The following is a 20,331-nucleotide window of genomic DNA, read 5'->3' as shown; positions in this document are numbered from 1 at the left end:
ACTTAAAATTTCCATATTCTAACTTAAGTAAATTCATGTCTGATAGTCAATTTTATAATCTAATAAATCAGTTACCTACAATACTACGAGGCAAATATATTGCTGCTTTTAGAAATAAACAAGTAAATAAAGAAACATTATTAGAGGAGTTAGAAGCATTAGTCCTAGCAACTCAACAAAAAAGCCTACCTAAAATAACTTACCCAGATCTTCCTGTAGCTGAAAAAGTTACTGATATAAAGAAAATAATCCAAGAAAACCAGGTAATTGTAGTAGCTGGGGAGACAGGTTCTGGTAAGTCAACGCAGTTGCCTAAAATATGTTTAGACTTAGGTTTAGGTAAAAGAGGGTTAATTGGTCATACTCAACCAAGAAGGTTAGCCGCTAGATCAATTGCTGCAAGACTCGCCACAGAGATAGGAGATCAATCAAAAGTCTCTTATAAGATTCGTTTTTCTGACCAAACTGATGAAAATACCTTAATAAAAGTAATGACTGATGGGGTGCTTTTAGCTGAAATTAAAAATGACAAATACCTTTCTCAATATGAGGTAATTATAATTGATGAGGCACATGAAAGAAGTTTAAATATTGATTTCTTGTTGGGATGCATAAAGAAAATTCTACCATTTAGACCTGATCTGAAAGTTATTATTACTTCAGCAACTATAGATCACCAAAAATTTATTAATTATTTTCCAAAAGCTAAAGACATTACTATTAGTGGCAGAACGTATCCTGTAGAAATACGTTATCAAGATGATGAAGCTTTTGAAGATCTTTCTTTACAAGAAAAAATTTTGTACGCGGTAGATGAGCTAGGTCAAGGTGATATTTTAGTATTTTTACCAACAGAAAGAGATATTCATGAAACTTTAGCATACTTAAATAAACAAAACCTTAGGTTTACAGAAGTTTTACCTTTATTTTCTAGATTATCGAATAAAGAGCAAAATAAGATCTTTAATCCAGAAGGTTCTGTGCGCAGAATCATTTTAGCGACAAATGTGGCTGAAACATCTCTAACGGTACCAAGAATAAAGTATGTAATAGACTCTGGTTTAGCTAGGGTCAGTAGATATAGCTATCGTACCAAGGTGCAACGTTTACCGATAGAAAAAATCTCCCAAGCTAGTGCAAATCAAAGAGCTGGACGTTGTGGTAGATTATCAGCGGGTATATGTATTAGGCTTTATAGTGAGGATGATTTTTTATCTAGAAAAGAGTTTACAGATCCTGAGATTTTACGTACAAATTTAGCTTCTGTTATTTTACAGATGTTATTTTTGAAATTAGGTAATATTCAAGACTTTCCATTTATTGATCCTCCAGATTCTAGATTTGTAAAAGATGGATTTAAACTATTATTTGAACTACAAGCTATTTCTGAACATAAATTTTCAAACCCTAAAATCACAGCCGATGGCCTAAAAATGGCTATTATGCCTTTAGACCCTAAATTGGCTAAAATAGTAATAGAAGGTCATAGGCAAAATTGTTTAAAAGAAGTTATATCAATAGCGAGTTTTTTAAGTGTCCAAGACCCTAGAGAAAGACCGCTAAATTTTCAGCAAAAAGCAGATGAAAAACATAATATTGATAAAGATAAATCTTCAGACTTCATAGCTATTTTAAATTTAGCGAATAGGCTTAATTTAGAGCTTAAAGGATTATCCAATAAAGAGAAAAAAGAATATTTTAGAAAAAATTTTATATCTCCAGTTAGGTTTAACGAATGGAGTGATATTTATAGGCAAATTGTTGAAGTTGTTCATGGGTTTAAGTGGAAGCTTAATAATTCCGATATTCTAAAACAAAATATTCGTGATTCAGGACTTGATTCGGAATCTTCTGAGCATAGGGATGGTAGTCAGAATAATGAGATCCTGAAACAAGTTCAGGATGACAATAGTGCTGTGGTTAAGTATGAAAATCTCCACAAAGCTATAGCTAGTGGTTTTTTAAGTAATATCGGCAAAATTCACGAAGGAGCAGAGTATTTAGGAGCAAGGGGGCTAAAGTTTTTTATATTTCCAGGATCTTCCCAGTTTAAGAAAAAGCCAAAATGGATTTTAAGTTCAGAAATCGTTGAAACTACAAAAACATATGCAAAAAATGTCGCAAGCATTGAGCCAGAATGGTTAGAGGATTTAGCTAAACATTTGATTAAAAAACATTATGATGAACCAGTTTGGAGCAAAAAACGTAGATCTGTAATTATTAATGAAAGGGTAACACTTTATGGATTGGAGATAGTTTCTAAAAGAACAGTACAATACTCAAGGATAAATCCAGAGCATGCTAGAGAAATTTTTATTCGTGAAGCTTTAGTTAATGGTGATTTTGAAAGTAAAGCATATTTTTACAATAAGAATTTTGAATTAATAAGCCAAATAGAAGACCTTGAGAGTAAGTCACGTAGAAAAGATATTCTAGTTGATGAACAAGAAATGTACCAGCATTACGACTGTATAATTCCTGAGAACGTTTTTGATGGTGTAAGTTTTGATAAATGGCTTAAGGATATATCTAAAGAAGAGCAGCAAAAATTTGTCTTTGACTTAGAAAGTTTGATGCAGCGTGATACTAAAGATATCACACAACATAAATATCCTGATTTTCTAACTATTGGTGATATGCATTTGCCATTGGAGTATCATTTTAATCCCTTAGATGAAAGAGATGGTGCAACCGTTACTGTGCCGCTTATTTTTTTAAATGATGTCAACCCAGTAGTGTTGGAGTGGGGGGTATATGGTTTTTTATATGACAAAATTGTTGCTTTATTAAGAGCTTTACCCAAAAATATCCGTAAGAATTGTGTCCCTGTGCCAACTTATGCTCAGGCTATATTTGAGTCTATCGATTTTGAGAAGGATAGATATAAGCCACTAAAATCAGTCATAGCAAAACACATAACTAGAATAGTTGGTTTCGTTGTAGATGAAAGTGTTTGGGAAAAAGAAGAGCTAGACAAATATCTTATTTTAAATATAAAAGTTGTTGATGAGATAGGTGAGATTTTGGCTATAGATAAAGACCTTGACAAACTAAAACTTAAGTTTAAAGATTTTGAGTATAAAACTAGTAAACAGTCTGATGATAAGGTCTATTATGATTGGGATTTTAATAGTATAACTCACCAGCAGCAAATTAAAGAATATGGTATAGATGTTAGAGTTTATAATTGCCTAGAAAAGTTTAAAGATGGTGTTAGACTTTCTTATAAAGCTACTCAACAAGAAGCAAATTCTTCTATGAAAAAAGCTTTGATTAGATTAGTCAAGTTAAAACTACAAAGCCAATTAGAAAAAGGTGTTAGAAGCAATGATTTAGCTAGTTTATCTATGTCAATAAAGCTTAAAGATTCAAATGATAAGGTAATCACTAAAGCTATAGATTTAAGTTTTTTTAATAACCAAAACAAAAATACTGTCATTCCCGCCCACGATCGGGAATCTTTTAAGTGCAATGATAAAAATAGTAGTGAAATCCTGAAACGAGTTCAGGATGACGAAGGAATAGGATTACCTTATACGAAACAAGACTTTGAGGGGTTTTACAAATATGGTTTAGAAAATTTTCAGGCTAATAAAGCTCAAGTTGAGTCACTAGTGTTAGAAATATTTAAAGTTAAGTACCAGCTTGATAAGAAGCTTAATGTTAAAAAAATACCTCTAAAGTTTATTCAACTATATGCAGATATAAAAAAAGAGTTAGATAAGTTATTCACAGAAGATTTTTTATCTGCATCATTAGTATATTTGCAAAGGTATAAATATTATCTTCAAGCTTTAGGTAATAGATTAGAAAAAGCCAAAACAAATTTACAAAGAGATAGGGCTTACCAGATGGAAGTGGATGAGTTAGAAAATAAGTTAACAAAAAAAATATCTAGTAAACCATACGATGCAATCTCTGATGGTATGGCTAAAGCATCTTTCTTGATAAAAGAGCTATGGATATCTTGGTATCTACAAGATGTTAAAACCATAGACTCAGTTTCTTATAAGAAAATAGCAGATTTTATCTCTAGATTGTAGTTTAGAAATATTAAGTTTGTTGCTATAATCCACTTTACGTTTTTTGTATATTTTAGTCTTATGTTAATTTTACGGGATAAGAGATTACTCAATTTTTTGGTGGTAATATTTTTAAGCTTTATAACAATAAGTTGGACTTTTTATATTTTTAAGAAACCTATAGGTTTATGTTTTTTCTACTTTTTTGTGTTTATGGTTTGTTTAAGGTGCTTATTCTCTGTATTGTTATTTAGAGATTATATCGCTAGTTGGAGTAAATCTACACAAAAGACATTTTTACGGAAAATTTTTGTCAACACACCAGTTTTTATAATTGTAGCAGCGTTCTTTTATCAAAAAATACCGTTTGCTATGATATTTTCAGAGTTTTTGTTCTATTTATTATTAACGAATATAAGTGTGTATTCTTATTGGTATCTTACAAATAGAAGTTTTATAGCAAAAACTAAAAATGTTGTTATATATGGTGCTGGCAGTGCTGGTACAAAGATAGCGCAGGAATTTGCAGGTACAGAGTATAAAGTTAAATGCTTTGTCGATGATAAAGAGTCTTTACAAAAGCGTAGTATAGATGGAAGAAAAGTTTTATCCAGAGCGCAGTTAAAACAGAAGTTACTTTCTCATAAGTTTGATTTACTAGTTATTGCATTGCCAAGTACAGCAAATAAAGTTATCAAAGAGATTTACAAGGATTTAGATAAGGATTTTAAACAAATTAAAATTATGCCATCTTTGGAAAATATACTTCAAGATAAAAGCTTTATGTCACAATTAAAGCCTGTTTCTGTATATGATCTGCTATCGCGAGACTCTAAAAATTTAGATACTCGAAGTATTTCTGATTTTATAGAAAATAGAGTAATTTTGGTTACAGGTGCCGGTGGAAGTATAGGTTCTGAGATTGTTAGGCAGTGTATAAAATATAAAGCAAAACAACTAATTTTATTAGATCATAGTGAGTTTAATCTATATAAAATTACAGAAGAATGTGAGTCAGCTAATATTAAAAGTGTGCTTTGTTCAGTGTGTGATAAAAAAGACCTAGAAAAAGTTTTTGAAAAGCATTCGCCGCAAATAGTATTTCATGCTGCAGCGTATAAACATGTACCAATAGTTGAGGAAAATATCAGTAAAGCAGTACACAATAATATTTTAGGCACTAAAATTGCTATAGATTTGGCTATAGAATACGAGGTTCAAGCGTTTATTTTTGTATCTACTGACAAAGCTGTGCGTCCTACTAATGTGATGGGTGCTAGTAAGCGTGTTTGTGAGTTATACTTGCAAAATGTAGACTCCAAAAAAACTAAGCTTGCTGCAGTTAGATTTGGAAATGTTTTAGGTAGTAGTGGTAGTGTGATACCAAAGTTTGAGAGACAAATTAAAAATGGTGGGCCTCTAACAGTTACACACCCTGAAATTACAAGATACTTTATGCTAATACCAGAAGCGTGTGAGCTTGTGCTTCAAGCAGGTGCTATAGCAGAAAATTCTGAAGTTTTTGTATTGGATATGGGTAAACCTGTTAAAATAATAGAGCTTGCTAAGCAATTTAAAAAATTGGCTGGAAGGGAAGATATAGAAATTAAAATCACAGGTTTAAGACCTGGTGAAAAACTCTATGAAGAATTACTTATAGATGAGAACGATGTTCGAACAGACTATAAAGATATATTTATAGGAAGAAAAACTTTTTATGATATTAATATTTTGAAGGCAGATATAAATTTATTAATGGAAGAGAGCTCTGATAAAGTTGAAATATTGAAGAAAATTGTGCCAGAGTTTGAGCGTAGACTTAATAATTAATTATAATGCAATACTATAGTTGATTATCCGGGTAATCAACTACACAAGAATTTATTAAGAGGGTTTGCTTGCTTATACGCTATATACTAATATATAATAAATAAAATAACAAACACATGGGTTAATTTAATATGAGCGATGATAAAAACATTAGTCTAAGTCAGCAAGAGTATATTAATCTTATGGCTCATAAGATCACTCATGATGTTGTTGCTGAAACAAGAGTTGATATAGATAGATTAAGAAATGATGTCGATGCTAAGTTTAGTGAATTAAAAACTAGTATTAACCAGCGTTTTGAGCAAGTTGATAAGAGGTTTGAACAAATCGATAAACAATTTGAACAAGTCAATGATAGATTTAGTGAATCAAAAATTAGTATTAATCACCGCTTTGAGCAAATTGATAAAAGAATAGACAGGATGCAAACATTTTTATATTGGATTGCTGGTATTGGTATTACTTCTATCATAGTCCCAATAGCTTTGCCTCTTATTAAAACACATTTATAATCAACTCAAGCCAACTCAAGCCAACTCAAGCAAATGTAAACGAGACTCAAGCAGGAAAAATTAAAAAGGATTTTACTTTTTGATTGGAATAGAATACCAGAAAATTTTAAATCTGGTATACTTGAGTGCTACGAGATTTTGTGTGAGGTTCATTAATAATGTATAAAAATATTAAAAAGTTAGACTCGAAAGGGCTAATTTTTTCAGACAAAAAAGAATATTTTAATAATTAATTAAGCTTTAAAAATTAAAGTTTTGAATGGATAACTTATGAAAATAGTTAATACAGAATTTTTAGAAAGGTGTGTTAGGACTCTTGAAAAAGCATATGGTAAGCTTTTGGTTGCAAAACCGGGTGATTATGAGCTAGATTATGATATGTATAGATCTGCAGTTATAAAAGAGTTTGAGGTTATTTTAGAACAAGTTGGTAAACTTCTGAAAAAACTTATTACCCCATACTTTCATTCTAAAAATGCTGTTGATAGGCTTACTTTTAAAGATATTTTTCGTAGTGCTGCTCATCATGGTTTATTATCAAGTAGAAGAGGTAGAGCGATGGTTTGAGTATAGAGATAATCGTAACCTAACAGCTCATGACTATGGTTTTGATTTGGCTGAGAAAACTTTGCCTTTGATTCCTCAATTTATTATCGATGTTGATAGGTTTATAGAGTTAATCAAAATACAAAATAAGGTATTAGCAAGTAATTAATATGCTTATTCGAGAAAAAGATAAAAATACGTTGGTAAATATTGCTAAAAAGACTATAAATACACCGTGTGAAATTATAGCTTATGGTAGCCGAGTTGATGGGTCTGCTCATGATACTAGTGATTTAGACTTAGTTATCCGCAGTAAAAAAGGATTTGTCTTAACTTTTAATGAGTTGATTGATTTTAAAGAAAAAATTCAAAACTCTAATATCCCTATATTAGTACAAGTTTTCGATTGGAATAGAATACCAGAAAATTTTAAATCTGGTATACTTGGGTGCTACGAGATTTTGTGTGAGGTACGTAAGAAGTGAATAAAAGAATTTATTTGTCATCTCCGCATATGTCTGATGAGGGCTATGAAAAAGAATTTATAAATGAAGCTTTTGAGATGAACTGGATTGCACCTTTAGGTAAGAATGTTGATGAGTTTGAAAAAGAAGTGGTTGAGTATACTCAAGCGGGTTATGCTGCTGCTTTGAGTTCTGGCACCGCTGCTTTACATTTGGCACTCAAGATAATAGGTGTTACACACGGTGATGTTGTTTTATGTCAGAGTTTAACTTTCTCTGCTAGTGCAAATCCTATTGTTTATCAAAATGCATTACCTGTGTTTATTGATAGTGAAGAAAATACATGGAATATCTGTCCAGTAGCATTAGAAGAAGCTTTGCGGGAATATCCTAATACCAAAGCGGTTATTGCAGTTAATTTATACGGAGTAGCTGCTGAATTAGATAAAATAAAAGAGCTATGTAAAAAATACAATGTCTACTTGGTAGAAGATGCTGCTGAAAGTTTAGGTAGTTTCTATAAGGGTAAAGCTACTGGAACTTATGGTGATATAGGTATATATTCTTTTAATGGTAATAAGATTATTACGACTTCTGGCGGTGGTATGCTTGTCACTCAAAATAAAGAGTGGGCAGATAAGGCAAAGTTTTATGCAACACAATCAAGAGAGAATAAGCCTTACTATCATCATGAAGAGCTAGGTTTTAATTATAGGATGAGTAATGTTTGTGCTGGGATTGGTAGAGGACAGCTAAAGGTTTTAGATGATAGGGTTGCAAAAAAAACATATATTTATAAATTCTATAAAGCTGCTTTATCTGATATTTCTTCGTTTATTAAATTTGTGCATCCTTTAAATGGAGATAAGCCAAACTACTGGCTTAGTTGTATAATCGTTGATTCTGCTGCTAGGAAAGAAGAGATTATCCAAAGATTAGCTGATGAAAACATTGAGGCTAGGCACCTATGGAAACCAATGCATATGCAGCCATTTTTCAAAGATTCTGATTTTGTTGGTGCAAATGTGGCGGAGAATTTGTTTGAGCTAGGATTGTGTTTGCCGAGTGATTCAAAAATGACTGATAATGATCTATTAAGAGTTGTAAGTATAATAAAAGAGGTATGTAATGCCTAGAAAAACTCTATATACATTGTTTTTTAAAAGGGTATTTGATTTTATTTTATCACTAATAGCATTAGTTATTTTATCACCTGTAATATTAATTTTAGCTACCTTGATAAGATTTAAACTTGGGTCACCAGTTTTGTTTAAGCAGCCGAGACCTGGTAAGAGTGAAAAGATATTTAATCTCTATAAATTTAGAACAATGATAGATGCAAGAGATGATGGTGGCAATCTATTGCCTGATTCTGAGAGAATTACTAAGTTTGGTAAATTTATACGCAGTACTTCTTTGGATGAATTACCTAGTTTGATAAATATCTTAAAAGGTGATATGAGTATAGTTGGACCTAGGCCTTTGCTTGTTGAATACCTTGAGTTATATGACAATCAACAAAAAAAGAGACATCTTGTAAGACCTGGATTAACAGGTTGGGCTCAGATTAATGGCAGAAATGCAACTACATGGCAAGCAAGATTTGAAAATGATATATACTATCTGTCTAATATAAGTTTTATGTTCGATATTAGGATAATTGTGAGAACTTTTATAAAAGTTTTTAAAAGAAGTGGCATTAGTGCCGATGGTGAGGCTACTATGGAAAAGTTTAGAGGTAATAATGAACTCTAGAAAACTTATTATTATTGGTGCTGGCGGACATGGTAAGGTTGTTTATGATGTGGCTGAAAATACAAAAAAATATGATGAGATTTATTTTTTAGATGATAATCTTAAGCCTTGTCAATTTTATAAGAGCAAAATTATAGATACTACTGAATATATATCTAAATATATCAAAGAATATCATTTTATTGTTGCTATTGGTAATAATAAAATAAGAAATGAAAAACAGGCATTATTGAAGCAACTAAATGCAAAAGTGGTTACATTAATTGATAACACAGCTATTATTTCAGATAGTGCGACTATTGGAGAAGGCACAGTTGTTATGCCAAAAGTGATAGTTAATGCAGATGTTAGAGTTGGTCATGGAGTTATACTTAATTCGAGTTGTATTGTGGAGCATGATTCTAATTTAGGAAACTTTTGTCATATATCACCTAACGCGACTATTTGCGGAACAGTTTGTATTGGATCTAGAACTTGGATTGGAGCTAGTGCGACTATTGTTAATAACATATCTGTTTGCTCTGATGTAATTGTTGGTGCAGGTTCGATAGTTTTAAATAATATTAATTCTATAGGAACTTGGGTAGGAGTTATTAAGTGAAAAAAAAGTATTTTTTTTGGTAATAATGAAGTCGGTTTGTATAATTTTAGAAAAGAGGTAGTTCAAGCTATATCACAGCAAAATGATGTTTGCGTTGTTTGTCCTATTGAATCAAAGAGAGAGTTTTTTGAATCAATAGGGTGTAAAGTTATTAATAACAAGGATATATACCGGAATGTTGTTATTAATGCGGATACTAAAATTGGAGTGGGGGTTATTTTAAATAGCTCTTACGTAGTAGAGCATGATTGTAATATTGGGGATTTTTGTCATATATCTCCAAATGCGACTATATGTGGTACTGTCAGTGTAGGTGAGGGTACGTGGATTGGGGCTGGAGCGACAATCATTAATAATAAAAGTATTCATGGGAGTGTTGTAATTGGTTTAGGGACTGTCGTTTTGAAAGATATTACTAAGCCAGGAATTTATAAAGGTATTAAGAATAGTTGTTTATAATTTAAAATATAGGTGAGTATTAATGAAGCAAATATTGCAAGATATGTCTAATGGTAATACATCAATTATTGAAGCTCCTAGTCCAAGTGTGGCAAAAGGTAGTTTACTTATTTTAACTAGTAAGTCATTAATTTCAGCAGGTACAGAAAGAATGCTGGTTAGTTTTGGTAAATCTTCTTTAATTGATAAGGCTAGGCAGCAACCTGAAAAAGTAAAAATGGTTTTGGATAAGGTTAAAACTGATGGGATCATGACTACATATTCTGCTGTAAAATCAAAATTAAACCAACCTATACCTTTGGGTTATTGTAATGTTGGAGTTGTAAGTGAAGTTGGTGCTGCTGTATCAGCGTTCGTTAAAGGAGATAGAGTGGTTTCAAATGGTAGCCACTCGGATGTTGTGAGTGTACCCAAAAATCTTTGTGCTAAGGTGCCTGATTCAGTTACAGATGAGGAAGCATCTTTTACGGTTGTTGCAAGTATAGGCCTGCAAGGTATTAGGCTAGTTCAGCCTACACTTGGAGAAAAAATTGTAGTAATTGGAGCAGGGTTGATAGGTTTATTAACTGTACAGATGTTAATAGCTAATGGTTGTAGTGTCTTAGCAATTGATTTTGATGAGAATAAACTAAGTCTTGCTAAAGAGTTCGGTGCGGAAATATGTAATCCTTCTAAAGGTGAAGATCCTGTTGCTATAGCAAATGATTTTAGTAAAGGATTTGGTGTTGATGGTGTTATAATAACTGCTTCTACAAAAGAGTCTGAACCTGTTGCTCAAGCAGCAAAGATGTCAAGAAAGAGAGGGCGTATTGTACTTGTTGGAGTCACGGGTTTGGAGTTAAATAGGTCTGATTTCTATGAGAAAGAGTTGAGCTTTCAAGTGTCATGCTCCTATGGTCCAGGTAGATATGATTCTAATTATGAAAACGAAGGGAATGATTATCCTATAGGTTATGTGAGATGGACAGAACAACGTAATTTTGAAGCTGTTCTGGATATGTTAAGTAAAAAGCAACTAAATGTTGAGCCTCTAATTACTCATCGGTTTGAATTTGATGATGCTGTTAATGCGTATGATGTGTTGACTACAGAGAATTATAGTCTTGGAGTAATTTTGAATTACTCATCTCCTGTTGAGTCTAGAATTAGTAGTAGTGTACCTCTTGGAACTTTTAAAGATATTTGTATAACATATAAATCGAAGGATCCTTGCGTTGGATTTATAGGTGCTGGGAATTATGCTTCAAGAGTTTTGATCCCAGCATTTAAAAAGGCAAATGTTAATCTCCATGAGATAGTTGCCTCCGGCGGAACCAATGCTGTAATACATGGAAATAAAATGGGTTTTAAAGTGGCATCTAGTGATTCAAGTAGTGTTTTTGAATCAGATATAGTAAACACAGTGGTTATTGCTACTAGACATAATACTCATGCAAAATTTGTTAAAAGAGCTATTGAAACGGGAAAAGATATATTTGTTGAAAAACCTTTGGCATTAACAATCTCGGATGTTGAAGGTATTGAAAGTATTTATTATGAAAAGCGAAAAAATAACGAAGCTCCTAGGTTGATGGTAGGGTTTAACAGAAGGTTCTCTCCACATATTCAAAAAATGAAATCATTACTTGACACTGTAAGATGTCCTAAGAGTTTTATAATGACGATGAATGCTGGAAGTATTCCCTGTGATCATTGGACTCAGCAAGATGAAATAGGTGGCGGAAGGATTATTGGTGAGGCTTGTCACTTTATAGATCTTATGAGATTTTTGGCAGATAGTAAAATATCTTCAGTGAATGCTGTATGTATCGAAAATAAAAGTACAGGCAGGGTTGAAAGAGATAATGCTGCGATAACTTTAAAGTTTGAAGATGGTTCTTTTGGAACTATTTTTTATCTTGCTAATGGAGCTAGTAATTTCCCTAAAGAAAGAGTTGAAGTGTTTGTCGCAGGTAAGACAATCCAGCTTGATAATTTTAGAATCATGACTGGTTATGGATGGAAAGAGTTTAAAAAATATAAACTGTTTAAGCAAGATAAAGGGCAGAATGCTTGCGCACAAGCATTTGTTGATAGTATTCGCAATGGTCTAGAGAATCCTATTCCTGTAGAGGATATATTTGAAGTAGCCAAAATCACTATAAAAGCGGATAGTTTATTAAAAGGACACTAAGATTAATGTTTTTTTTGAAAATTAGAACAGCTTTACTAATTGGTATAATTAATATCTTAAGAGTGTTAACCTATAGATTTTTGTTAAAAATAAACATGCATCCTGTCCAAGGATTAAAGCCTTTGGAAATGTTTGCGAATAATGTGTTTAATTTTGATGAGAGCTTTTCGAATGATCCAAAATATGATAAAGAATTTAATTTGTTTTTGTCGAGGTATTGTGCTAATTTGAGGATTGTCGATAGTGAGCCAGACTGGTTTTACAATGTGTATACAAATAAAAGGTTTTTAGATACTAATAAAGATTGGTTCGATATTCCAGACTTTAACTCTAATGGTGATATAAAAGGAATTTGGGAAGCTTCTAGGTTTAATTGGGTAATTAAGTTTTCGTATCTTGCTAAAAAGCACAAATCAAATTTTTTTATTTTAAAGATAAATGATTGGATTTGTGATTGGTACAGTAATAATCCAGCTTATAAAGGTCCTAACTGGAAGTGCGGTCAAGAAGCATCTATTAGAGTGATTCATTTGATTGGGGCTTTAATGGCATTAAGTCAGCTTCGGACATGTAGTTCAGAAATGATTAAGTTTCTTGAGTTGCATCTTAAAAGAATTTATCCAACACTTAGCTATGCAAAAGCTCAGGATAATAACCATGGGACATCTGAGGCGGTAGCCTTATATATAGGATCAGAACTACTGAAAATATATTCACCCTGGAATAAAGAGTATAGTAAGTGGTCAAAAAAAGGGCGTCTATTATTAGAGAATAGAGTTGATAGATTGATTTTTAAAGATGGTGGGTTCAGTCAATATTCTGTTAATTATCATAGACTTATGCTTGATGCTATTAGTTTTGCAGAGGTTATGAGATTGGAGCTTGATTTGGAGTTATTTTCAGAAAATTTTTATAAGAAAATGTCAGCAGCTACTGATTGGTTGCAAGTGTTGATGCAGGATAATGGTGATGTTCCTAATTTGGGTGCCAATGATGGCGCAATGCTATTTTCTTTACCTAATGTGGATTATCGAAATTTTATACCCTCTTTATATCTTGCTAGTTTCGTTTTTAAGAAAAATGCTTATGGAAATGATTCAGCTCTTGTCGACTATTTTAATTTATGTGTTCCGAATGATATCTGTGGCAAAGATTTACAAAAGGACCTTTTCTTAGAGGATAGTGGACTTGTTATCTTTAGAACAAGTAAAGTATTTGTATTATTTAGAGTTCCAAAATTTAGGTTTAGACCCAGTCAAAGTGATATTTTACATCTTGATTTGTGGGTCAAGGGGGTGAATATTTTAAGAGATTCAGGAACTTATAGTTATAATTCAAGCCATGAGGATATGAGATACTTTGGAGGTGTTAGAGGGCATAATACGGTATGCTTTGATTACCGTGACCAGATGCCTAAACTTGGGCGTTTTCTTTTTGGAGCATGGCCTAGGGTCTCAGTATTTGAATATTCTGATAATTTTGTGAAATGTGGATATAAGGATTATAAAGGGTGTAATCATGTTAGAGAAATCAATATTAAAAATATAGATAATATGATTAAAATTATAGACAATGTCTCTGATTTTGAAAATGAGGCTGCTATATATTGGCATTTGCCATTTATTGATTATAAGCTTGAGGGAAGTAAGTTAACTACAGCGCTATTTTCTTTAGAGATTTATTCAGATATTAAAACTTCTTTAGAGATTTTAACCGGAGAAGAGTCAAGGTATTATTATAAAAAAGATAAACAGTATATATTAAAAGTAGTAGTTTCTGAGCAAGCTAAAGTGTTAACGATTGTTAAGTTTGGGGATTGATTTGAAGGTTTTATATTTTCATCAGCATTTTTCTACACCTAAAGGTTCTACTGGAATTCGCTCATATGCTATGGCAAAAGCATTAGTGGAAGAAGGGCATGATGTTACTATGGTATGTGGGTCTATGAATATAGGTGAGACTGGTCTTAATGAAAAGTTTATTAAGGGCGTACGTAAAGGAAAAGTAGAAGGCATTAATATTATTGAGTTTTGTTTGCCTTACTCAAATAAGCTATCTTTTTATGGCCGTATTAAGGTATTTCTTAGTTTCGTTATTAGGTCTATAAAAGTTGCGCTAAAGGAAGATTATGATATTGTCTTTGCAACAACAACTCCTTTAACTGCAGGAATCCCAGGGATTTTTGCAAAGATTTTCAGAGGAAAGAAATTTGTCTTTGAAGTTAGAGATTTGTGGCCAGAGTTACCTAAGGCTATGGGAGTTATAAATAATCGTTTATTATTGTTTCTGATGTCTATACTTGAGTGGTGCTCATATAGATCTGCTGATAAATTAATAGGACTTTCTCCTGGTATTGTTGATGGCATAGCTAAACGAGGAGTCTCTAGATATAATATAAAATTAATACCTAATGGTTGTGATTTAGATATTTTTTCTAATCCTCAAAATACTCAGTATATACCCGATGGTATAAAGGATGATGATTTTCTAGCTATTTTTTCTGGGACTCATGGTATAGCTAATGGATTAGATACTTTGATTAATGTTGCGATAGAGTTAAAAGATAGACTATCTAATAATGTAAAAATTATATTGGTTGGTGATGGTATGCTAAAAAAAGATTTACAGATTAAGGCGGCTAAATATAAGTTAGATAATATAGTATTTCATGACCCAGTAGATAAACAAAAGTTGGCAAAACTATATAAAAGAGCGGATGTTGGTTTGCAAATATTAAAAAATATTCCTGCTTTCTATTTTGGTACATCACCTAATAAATTTTTTGATTATATTTCTGCTGGGTTACCTGTGATTAATAATTATCCAGGATGGGTTGCAGATCTCATAGAAGAAAACAATTGTGGTTATGTTGTACCACCTGATAACTTTAAAGAATTTGCCAGTATACTAATATATATGTCAGAGAGTAAGGAGGAGCTTATGAATATGTCAATTAATTCAAGTAAATTAGCAAAAGCTTTTGATAGGCGAGTTCTTTCATCCAACTTTGTTGATTGGGTCGTTAATTAGCTAAATATAGGGATTGATTTAAATGAAGAGAGTACTTTTAGTGTTTGGCACACGCCCAGAAGCTATAAAAATGGCTCCCTTGGTCAAAGCATTTAAAAATGATAAAGCATTTGATGCTAGAGTTTGTGTTACATCACAACATAGGGAAATGTTGGACCAGGTTTTAGATATATTTGATATTGTTCCAGAGTATGATTTAAATATAATGAGTCCAGGTCAAGACTTATTCGATGTTACTACAAAAGTGATTATGGGGATGAGAGAAGTTTTAAAAAAATTTAAACCAGATGTGATGTTTGTCCACGGTGATACAACTACAACTGCTGTTGCAAGTCTTGCTGCTTTTTATGAAAGAATAAAGGTGGCACACGTAGAAGCTGGATTAAGGACTAATAACCTGTATTCTCCATGGCCAGAGGAGGCTAATAGACAAATAACTGGGGTTTTAGCAAATTACCATTTCACTCCTACAGATATTTCTAAACAGAACTTGATAAAAGAAAGAAAGCCAGAGGAAAGTATATTAGTAACAGGAAATACAGTTATAGATGCTTTATTTTTGGCTTTAAGTAAGATAGAAGGAAGCAGTGAATTAAGAGATAAAATTAAAGAATCAATCAACATTCAATATAATATTGAAAATGGTAGAAAGATCATACTAGTTACTGGGCACAGGAGAGAAAATTTTGGTCAAGGTTTTTTAAATATTTGTGAAGCTTTAAAGGCTTTGGCTATTGAGAATCCAGAGGTAGATATTGTATATCCTGTACATTTAAACCCTAATGTGCAAGAGCCCGTAAAGGCTATACTATCTGATATTTCTAATATATATCTTATAGAGCCTCTTGCATATGAAAGCTTTATATATCTTATGAAGAATTCTTACTTTATATTGACTGATAGTGGAGGTGTCCAAGAGGAGGCTCCGTCATTAGGGAAGCCTGTTCTGTTGATGAGGGAAAATACAGAAAGACCCGAGGCTGTAATCGCAGGAACTGTAAAGCTTGTTGGTACTGATAAGAAAATCATTGTTAGAGAAGCTCAAATGCTTTTAGATAATAGCTATGAATATGATAAAATGTCTAAAGCTCATAATCCGTACGGCGATGGATTGGCATGTAAAAGAATAATTGATTTTATGAAAGAGGTTGTTTACTAAAAATGTTAAATAAAAAGAAAGTATGTGTTTTAGGATTGGGATATATAGGATTACCAACAGCAGCTTTACTTGCAAATAGAGGTTACTGTGTTCATGGAGTAGATGTATCTGAAAATGTTGTTGATACTATTAATAAAGGAAATATACATATAGTTGAACCAGAACTTGATACATTTGTGAGTGCTGCAGTTAATAGTGGTAAATTAAAAGCGTCTTTAACTCCTGAGACAGCAGATGTTTTCATAATAGCTGTGCCAACACCTTTTTACGATGGCTATGTTCCAAATTTAGATTATGTTAAATCCGCAACTAAAGCTATTTCTAGATATGTTAAAAAAGATGATCTAATAATATTAGAGTCAACCTCACCTGTAGGTACAACAGAATTAGTAGAAAAGATGCTAATTGATGAAGGTGTTGATACTTCTGTATTGAATATAGCGCATTGTCCAGAAAGAGTGTTGCCTGGGCATATAATTAGAGAATTGGTTGAAAATGATAGAATCGTTGGAGGGTTAACAAAGCAGTCTACGAAAGTTGCTAGTGAATTTTATAGAGAGTTTGTGGAGGGAGGTGTTTTAGAGACAGATGCAAGAACTGCTGAGATGGCTAAGTTAACAGAGAATTCCTTCAGAGATGCTAATATAGCTTTTGCTAATGAAATAAGTATACTTTGTGATAAATTCAATATAGATGTTTGGGAACTTATAAATCTAGCAAATAAGCATCCTCGAGTAAATATATTAAAGCCTGGACCGGGTGTTGGAGGTCATTGTATAGCTGTTGATCCATGGTTTATAGTGCATGCAGGTGGAGAAACAGCAAAACTTATTAGAGCTTCTAGAGAGGTTAATAATTATAAGACATACTGGGTTATTGAGAAAGTTAAGAATGCATGCTTAATGTTTGATTCTAAAAACGGTAGGAGTCCTAAAGTTGCATGTATGGGACTAGCTTTTAAACCTGATATTGATGATCTTAGAGAGTCTCCGGCACTTTATATAACAAAGAGTTTGATAGATGATGGGATCGATGTTATTACTGTTGAACCAAATATACAGCATCATGAGTTTAAATTAGTGGATTATAAGCAGGCTATAGAACAAGCTGATATAATAGTTTTTCTTGTTGCTCATAATGAGTTTAAAAGAGTGAATACAAAAGATAAAATCACTTTAGATTTTTGTGGTGTTAAGCACCTTAATATAGACTAGATTGGTTTCATCGCTGATAACATGAGAAAGAAAGATTTAGTTAATTTGATATCGATAGCGTTAATTCAGGGTTCATCTGTTATATTGCCATTATTTATCTATCCTTATGCTTTAGCAGTTCAAGGTGCCCATATTTACGCGGATATGGTCTTAAGTGAGGCTGTTATGATGGTTATGTATACAGCAGTTTTATATAGTTTTGAAATAAATGGAGTTTCAGCTGTAATAAAAACTAAAAGTAATACTGGACTATCTAAGGTTTATTATGAGGTTATTACTGTAAGGTTAATTATTTTCCTTTTTATATTATTTCTCCTGTGTTTATTCGGTTTTTTGATATCAAGTAATATTTTTATACTACTATTAATTTGGATGCTATTCCCTTTAAGTTATATATTTCAGTCACTTTATTTTTTTCAAGCTTTAGAGTGTAATTTTATACCAGCTATTATAATTTTAGTCTGTAGAATTATTTGCTTAGTCTATGTATTTCTTTTTCTAAGTGAAGCATCTAATTATTTTTTTGTTCCTTTAGTTATAGGTTTGAGCTATACATTAAATGGAGTTTTATTATTTATATATGCTATATATAGGTTCAAGCTTTCATTTAAGAAAACTAATGGTAAAGAAATATGGAGTACTATTGTCCAAGGGAAAGAAATTTTTTTAAGTAATATTTCAGTATTTATTTTCAAGGATGTAAATGTAATTTTATTAAACTTTTTTGGAACTAGTTCTGTAATAATAGCAATATATTCAATTTCAGAAAAATTTGTGAAGGGAGTACAAGCTGCTATCAGACCTATTAATTTATTTTTTTTCACTAAAATTGTGAAATCATTAAAAGTCATGAATACTCCAAATAATGAATCTTTCAAAAAAATATCAGTTTTTTTTATGAAACAAATATTTTTTTTAGTAGCCATCTTTATTTTTTTTATTGTTGTGGCGTTAATATATATGCGATACTTTAATTTCGAAGGAGGAGAAAATGTGAAGGTAGTTTTATATATTACTGGTTTTATGTTTATTTCTGTTTTTTTTGGAGTTGGTAATTTTATGTTTGGCTCTATAGGATTGAGCATGCTTGGAGAGCAAAAATATTTTGTAAAAATAATTTTCTTTAGTGGGATTTTTAATTTCATGGCTGCATTATTCTTAATACATATGTTTAGTTTATATGGCGCATCTATATCATATGTTATAGCAGAAGTAGCTCTTTTTATACTTGTTATCAGGAGGTATTATGACTGATGTTAATGACTTATAAGTTTGTGGCAATAATTTTTAGTTGTCTGATTTTAGTTAACGCTATTTATATAGGGAGAAAGCAAGGTTCATTTTTTTCTCTTAACTGCTTATTTAACTTATTTTGGTTCATTTATACTTTTTTCCCTTTAGTATGTCTTTTTACTGTCCCAATAAATCCCATTTCGATAGTATTTATATGGGTGTGTTGTACATTAGTTTCTATTTCTACAGTCTTCTTCAACTGGAGTGCTGCCATAAAGCTGAATGAGAGTAAAAAAAATGTAAATGAGCAATGGTCATCTAGGTATAGTTATTATATCTTTATATCTTTATTCTTTTTCACTTGTTTTTTCATTATAGTGAATATATATCAACAGGGTCTTAGTATTTCTGGATATGTTTTTAACTTTTTCGAAGAGTCAAATAAATATATGGCATTAAGATATTCAAATAGTATAAAAGAAACTATTAGTTTACATTTGTCAAATATTTTTAGTTATTTGCTGGTAATTATTGGGGGAATAATTGTTTATTTCAAGCATCGCAAAACTTTATTTACATGTCTAGCTTTATTTCCATCTGCTATGATTACATTGTTAGAGGCAGCGAAAGGAACTATATTACTGAGCATTATACTTTTTCTAGGAGGAATGATTGGAGGGAGTATTATAAGTAATAAATTTGAGTTAATAAATAAAAAAACGATTAAAAATTTTGTATTTTTTATATTAATAGTAAGTATTATTCTTGTTTTTTCTTTTATATCACGAGGTCTTTATGATTTAGATTTTACAGAGGCATTACAAAAGATGAGTTTTTATATTAATTCATATGCTTTTGGTCATTTGTATGCTTTTTCAGACTGGTTTTCGTTTTTTACGAATACGGGAGACCATCTTAATGAGTATTGTAATAATAGTCATTTGTTTTACGGATATTATACATTTACACCTATTTTAAAAATTATTGGTATAAGTTATAATTTACCTCCAGGATTGTATTCTGAGTATTATAATTATGATGACATTATCCAGAGTAATATCTATACCATATTTAGAGGTAACATTTTAGATTTTGGGTTATCTGGTACAATTGTTTTTTGGTTCTTAGTAGGTTACTTAATGAATTTTGTTTATTATTTAATTTTAATCCGTAGCAATCCTATTGCTTTACTTTATATTTATAGTATGCTTTTGGGATTTATCTATACTTCTTTTATAGCAAGTTTATTTATTTGGAAAAGTGTTGAAGCAGCGGTATTATTTTTAATAATTCTAAATGTTTTTAAAAAAACTAAAATTAAATTATAAAAGGA

At 31.5% G+C, this 20,331-nt stretch carries 17 protein-coding genes; all 17 read left to right on the top strand.

What is annotated here, in order from left to right:
* Positions 1-35 precede the first annotated feature (35 nt).
* The gene (gene hrpA, locus FRA_RS05880) at positions 36-4,043 is read left to right on the top strand and encodes an ATP-dependent RNA helicase HrpA (protein WP_035719848.1); all 4,008 of its coding nucleotides are present in this window, start codon (positions 36-38) and stop codon (positions 4,041-4,043) included.
* 60 nt (positions 4,044-4,103) lie between these two features.
* Positions 4,104-5,852 (top strand): polysaccharide biosynthesis protein, encoded by a 1,749-nt coding sequence (locus tag FRA_RS05875; protein ID WP_035719845.1) that lies wholly within the window; start codon positions 4,104-4,106, stop codon positions 5,850-5,852.
* Between the two features lie 131 nt (positions 5,853-5,983).
* Positions 5,984-6,364: a hypothetical protein gene (locus FRA_RS05870; protein ID WP_035719843.1), complete on the top strand. Its 381-nt coding sequence runs from the start codon at positions 5,984-5,986 to the stop codon at positions 6,362-6,364.
* A gap of 270 nt (positions 6,365-6,634) precedes the next feature.
* A complete protein-coding gene (locus FRA_RS05865) occupies positions 6,635-6,931 on the top strand; it encodes a nucleotidyltransferase substrate binding protein (protein WP_051686767.1) in 297 nt (98 codons plus the stop codon).
* Entirely contained in the window at positions 6,891-7,079 is a 189-nt protein-coding gene (locus tag FRA_RS05860) for a nucleotidyltransferase substrate binding protein (RefSeq protein ID WP_051686766.1), read from the top strand. Before FRA_RS05865 ends, FRA_RS05860 begins: the two co-directional genes overlap by 41 nt.
* 1 nt (position 7,080) lies before the next feature.
* On the top strand, positions 7,081-7,395 hold the full coding sequence (locus FRA_RS05855) for a nucleotidyltransferase domain-containing protein (RefSeq protein ID WP_035719840.1): 315 nt from the start codon (positions 7,081-7,083) through the stop codon (positions 7,393-7,395).
* The gene (locus tag FRA_RS05850) at positions 7,392-8,510 is read left to right on the top strand and encodes a DegT/DnrJ/EryC1/StrS family aminotransferase (protein ID WP_051686765.1); all 1,119 of its coding nucleotides are present in this window, start codon (positions 7,392-7,394) and stop codon (positions 8,508-8,510) included. The genes FRA_RS05855 and FRA_RS05850 overlap by 4 nt, the downstream gene beginning before the upstream one ends.
* A complete protein-coding gene (locus tag FRA_RS05845) occupies positions 8,503-9,129 on the top strand; it encodes a sugar transferase (RefSeq protein ID WP_035719836.1) in 627 nt (208 codons plus the stop codon). Before FRA_RS05850 ends, FRA_RS05845 begins: the two co-directional genes overlap by 8 nt.
* Positions 9,119-9,730, top strand: coding sequence for an acetyltransferase (locus FRA_RS05840; RefSeq protein ID WP_035719834.1), 612 nt, complete (start codon positions 9,119-9,121; stop codon positions 9,728-9,730). The genes FRA_RS05845 and FRA_RS05840 overlap by 11 nt, the downstream gene beginning before the upstream one ends.
* 36 nt (positions 9,731-9,766) lie before the next feature.
* Positions 9,767-10,189 (top strand): LbetaH domain-containing protein, encoded by a 423-nt coding sequence (locus FRA_RS05835; RefSeq protein WP_051686764.1) that lies wholly within the window; start codon positions 9,767-9,769, stop codon positions 10,187-10,189.
* Positions 10,190-10,211: 22 nt separating this feature from the next.
* Positions 10,212-12,362, top strand: a complete 2,151-nt coding sequence (locus tag FRA_RS05830; protein WP_035719831.1) for a bi-domain-containing oxidoreductase — start codon at positions 10,212-10,214, stop codon at positions 12,360-12,362.
* A 5-nt stretch (positions 12,363-12,367) separates the two neighbouring features.
* Positions 12,368-14,182 carry a heparinase II/III domain-containing protein gene (locus FRA_RS05825; protein ID WP_035719829.1) on the top strand — a complete coding sequence of 605 codons (1,815 nt, stop codon included), beginning with the start codon at positions 12,368-12,370 and terminating at the stop codon, positions 14,180-14,182.
* A 1-nt stretch (position 14,183) separates the two neighbouring features.
* Positions 14,184-15,392, top strand: coding sequence for a glycosyltransferase family 4 protein (locus FRA_RS05820; protein ID WP_035719827.1), 1,209 nt, complete (start codon positions 14,184-14,186; stop codon positions 15,390-15,392).
* Positions 15,393-15,414: 22 nt separating this feature from the next.
* Entirely contained in the window at positions 15,415-16,551 is a 1,137-nt protein-coding gene (gene wecB, locus FRA_RS05815) for a non-hydrolyzing UDP-N-acetylglucosamine 2-epimerase (protein WP_035719825.1), read from the top strand.
* Positions 16,552-16,553: 2 nt separating this feature from the next.
* On the top strand, positions 16,554-17,765 hold the full coding sequence (gene wecC, locus FRA_RS05810; RefSeq protein ID WP_035719822.1) for a UDP-N-acetyl-D-mannosamine dehydrogenase: 1,212 nt from the start codon (positions 16,554-16,556) through the stop codon (positions 17,763-17,765).
* A gap of 21 nt (positions 17,766-17,786) precedes the next feature.
* Positions 17,787-19,019, top strand: a complete 1,233-nt coding sequence (locus tag FRA_RS05805; protein WP_035719820.1) for an MATE family efflux transporter — start codon at positions 17,787-17,789, stop codon at positions 19,017-19,019.
* A complete protein-coding gene (locus tag FRA_RS05800; protein ID WP_035719818.1) occupies positions 19,019-20,326 on the top strand; it encodes an O-antigen polymerase in 1,308 nt (435 codons plus the stop codon). The genes FRA_RS05805 and FRA_RS05800 overlap by 1 nt, the downstream gene beginning before the upstream one ends.
* Positions 20,327-20,331: the final 5 nt, after the last annotated feature.

The sequence above is a fragment of the Allofrancisella heilbronnii genome, assembly GCF_000710735.2.
Lineage (GTDB): Bacteria > Pseudomonadota > Gammaproteobacteria > Francisellales > Francisellaceae > Francisella > Francisella frigidaquae.
This window is presented reverse-complemented; position numbering and strand designations above follow the sequence as displayed.